This is a genomic window from Streptomyces sp. NPDC005794 (genome assembly GCF_042871445.1).
In the GTDB taxonomy this organism is placed as follows: domain Bacteria; phylum Actinomycetota; class Actinomycetes; order Streptomycetales; family Streptomycetaceae; genus Streptomyces.
Genome location: NZ_JBIAIN010000057.1, coordinates 1 through 3,076, shown reverse-complemented (window position 1 = coordinate 3,076; position 3,076 = coordinate 1). Strand labels below are relative to the sequence as shown.

General features: G+C 70.6%; 2 protein-coding genes and 1 pseudogene. All 3 read left to right on the top strand.

The window, feature by feature from the left end; genetic code table 11:
• Nucleotides 1–129, top strand: a pseudogene (locus tag ACFYQ5_RS36055) (KR domain-containing protein); the annotation flags it as partial.
• 24 nt (nt 130–153) lie between these two features.
• A complete protein-coding gene (locus ACFYQ5_RS36050) occupies nt 154–972 on the top strand; it encodes a phosphopantetheine-binding protein (protein WP_389203844.1) in 819 nt (272 codons plus the stop codon).
• 220 nt (nt 973–1,192) lie between these two features.
• Nucleotides 1,193–3,076, top strand: a 1,884-nt coding sequence (locus tag ACFYQ5_RS36045; protein ID WP_389203842.1) for a type I polyketide synthase, incomplete at its 3' end; no start/stop codon positions are given.

Sequence of the window (3,076 nt, the reverse complement as noted above, 5' to 3'; positions counted from 1 at the left end):
CTGTTCTCTTCGGCTTCCGGGGTGTTCGGTGGTCCGGGGCAGGCCAATTATGCTGCGGCGAACGCTTACTTGGATGCGTTGGCTCAGTATCGTCGAGGCCAGGGCCTGGTGGGGACGTCGCTGGCGTGGGGTCTGTGGGCGCAGGACAGTGACATGACCGGTGCCCTGGCCGACGCCGACCGCGAACGCATGACCCGCAGCGGTATCGCCCCCCTGTCCACGGCCGAAGGCCTCGGCCTCCTGGACACCTCGGTGACGCTGACCGCGTTCGAGGCCCCGGCCGCCCTCGTGCCCCTCCGCTTGGACGGCGCCGCCCTGCGCTCCGCCGCGGAAACGGACGCGTCAGCGGTCCCGGCGTTGCTGCGCGGCCTGGTCCGCGCTCCGCTGCGTCGGTCCGCGGCCGGTGCTGCCGCGGTCACACCGGCCGGCAAGGCGCCCCTGCTCGCCCAGCTGGCGGGACTCGACAAGGCGGAGCGGGACAAGGTGCTCACCGAGCTGGTCTGTACCCATGTGGCCGCGGTCCTCGGCTACGAGTCCGCAGCGGCCGTGGAGGTCCACCGCGCCTTCAGGGAGCTCGGCTTCGACTCCCTGACCGCCGTCGAACTGCGCAACGCGGTGAACGGTGCCACCGGCCTGCGGCTGCCCGCCACCCTGATCTTCGACTACCCGAACCCGGCCGCCCTCGCGGCCCACCTCTCCACGGCGCTGCCCCTGGGCGACGGCCAGGGCGGCGGCGGGACCTCGGTGCTCGACGAGCTGGACCGGCTCGAGTCGTCCCTGCTGGCGATGGAAGCGGACAGCATCGCCCACTCGAAGATCACCATCCGGCTCCAGACCCTGCTCTCACGATGGAGCGCCCCCCAGGGGCAGGGAGCCGCGGGTGCGGGAGCGGAGGAAGACGACCTGGACCTGGACTCGGTCTCGGACGAGGAACTCTTCAACGCCCTCGACGACGAGCTCGGGCTCGACTGACGTGCCGTCAGCCATCAGAACGCTGGAAGCACCCGCTGTGCCTGAACCGTCCGCAGCACCCGCAGCACTCGCAGTGCCCGAAGCAACAGACGTACCCGAAGTGTGCGAAGTACTGGAAGCACCCGCAGCGCCTGGAGCGCTCGGTGAACGGCCCGAAGTGAACCGCATGACCAGCGCCACCAGCGCGGCCTTTATCAACACCACGAGGAGCTGACGACAGATGTCGAACGAGGCGAAGCTTCGCGACTACCTCAAGCGGACGACATCCGACTTGCGCCAAGCTCGTCGCCGTCTGCGTGAGGTGGAGGAGCGGGACCAGGAGCCCATCGCCATCGTCGCGATGAGCTGCCGCTACCCCGGAGGCGTGCGCACCCCGGAGGAGCTGTGGCAGCTCGTGGCTGAGGGCACCGACGCGCTGACCCCCTTCCCCACCGACCGCGGCTGGAACGCGGACGCGCTCCACGACCCGGACGCCCAAGGCTCCGACAGCACCTACGCCCGCGTGGGCGGCTTCCTGCACGAGGCCGACCGGTTCGACGCCCCGTTCTTCGGTATCTCGCCCCGCGAGGCGCTGGCCACCGATCCGCAGCAACGCCTGCTTCTGGAGATCTCCTGGGAGCTGTTCGAGCGGGCGGGCATCGACCCGGCCTCGCTGCGCGGCAGCCACACCGGCGTCTTCGCCGGTGTCATGTACCACGACTATGCCTCCCGGCTGCACTCGGTGCCCGAGGACGTCGAGGGCTACCTCGGCACCGGCGCGTCCAGCAGCATCGTCTCCGGCCGCGTCGCGTACACCTTCGGCCTGGAGGGGCCCGCCGTCACCATCGACACGGCCTGCTCCTCCTCGCTCGTGGCGCTGCACCTCGCCATCCAGGCGCTGCGGCAGGGCGAGTGCTCGCTCGCTCTTGCGGGCGGCGTCACCGTGATGTTCACGCCCGGCACCTTCGTCGACTTCAGCAAGCAGCGCGGCCTCGCCTCCGACGGCCGCTGCAAGCCGTACGCGGAAGCCGCCGACGGCACGGGCTGGGGCGAGGGTGCGGGTCTGCTGCTCCTGGAGCGTCTGTCCGACGCGCGCCGCAACGGCCACGAGGTCCTCGCGGTCGTACGGGGTTCCGCCGTCAACCAGGACGGTGCGAGCAACGGCCTGACCGCCCCGAACGGCCCCTCCCAGCAGCGCGTCATCCTCCAGGCCCTCGCCAACGCTCACCTCGCCCCCGAAGAGATCGACGCGGTGGAGGGCCACGGCACGGGAACCACGCTCGGCGACCCGATCGAGGCACAGGCCCTCATCGCCACCTACGGCCAGGACAGGCCGCAGGACCGGCCGCTGTGGCTGGGGTCCGTGAAGTCCAACCTCGGTCACACGCAGGCCGCCGCCGGCGTCGCGGGCATCATGAAGATGGTCATGGCGATGCGCGAAGGCGTCCTGCCGCAGACGCTGCACGTCGACCAGCCGAGTACGCACGTCGACTGGTCCGTCGGCGCCGTCGAACTGCTGACCGAGGCTCGCGAGTGGTCCGAGCGCGAGGAGGGCACGCCGCGCCGCGCCGGCGTCTCCTCGTTCGGCGTGAGCGGCACCAACGCTCACGTCATCGTGGAGCAGGCCCCCGTCGAGGAGCCAATAGAGCCCGCCGACGCCCCCGAGCCGGTCACCCCGTCCACCGCCCTGCCGTGGCTGGTGTCGGCTCACAGCGCCGAGGCCCTGCGCGCGCAGGCCGGGAAGCTGCGGGAGCACGTGGCCGCGCACACCGGACTCGCCCCCGCCGACGCCGGCTGGACGCTCCTGTCCGCCCGCGCCCTGCACGAGCACCGCGCAGTCGTGTTCGGGCGGGAGTCGGAGGAGTTCCTCGCCGGTCTGGAGACGGTGGTGTCCGGTGGTGATGTTCCCGGTGTGGTCTCGGGTGCGGTGGTCGAGGGCCGTCTCGGTGTGGTTTTCACCGGTCAGGGTAGTCAGCGTGTGGGTATGGGGCGTGAGTTGTATGAGGCGTTCCCGGTGTTCGCCATGGCTTTTGACGAGGTGTGTGGGCATCTTGATCCGTTCCTCGACCGTCCGTTGAAGGGGGTTGTGTTCGGTACGGACGTCGATGTTCTGGAGCGGACGGGT

Excerpts from the sequence above, each read along its gene's own strand:
- ACFYQ5_RS36050 (WP_389203844.1), top strand. The coding sequence starts at position 154 with ATGACCGGTGCCCTGGCCGACGCCGACCGCGAACGCATGACCCGCAGC.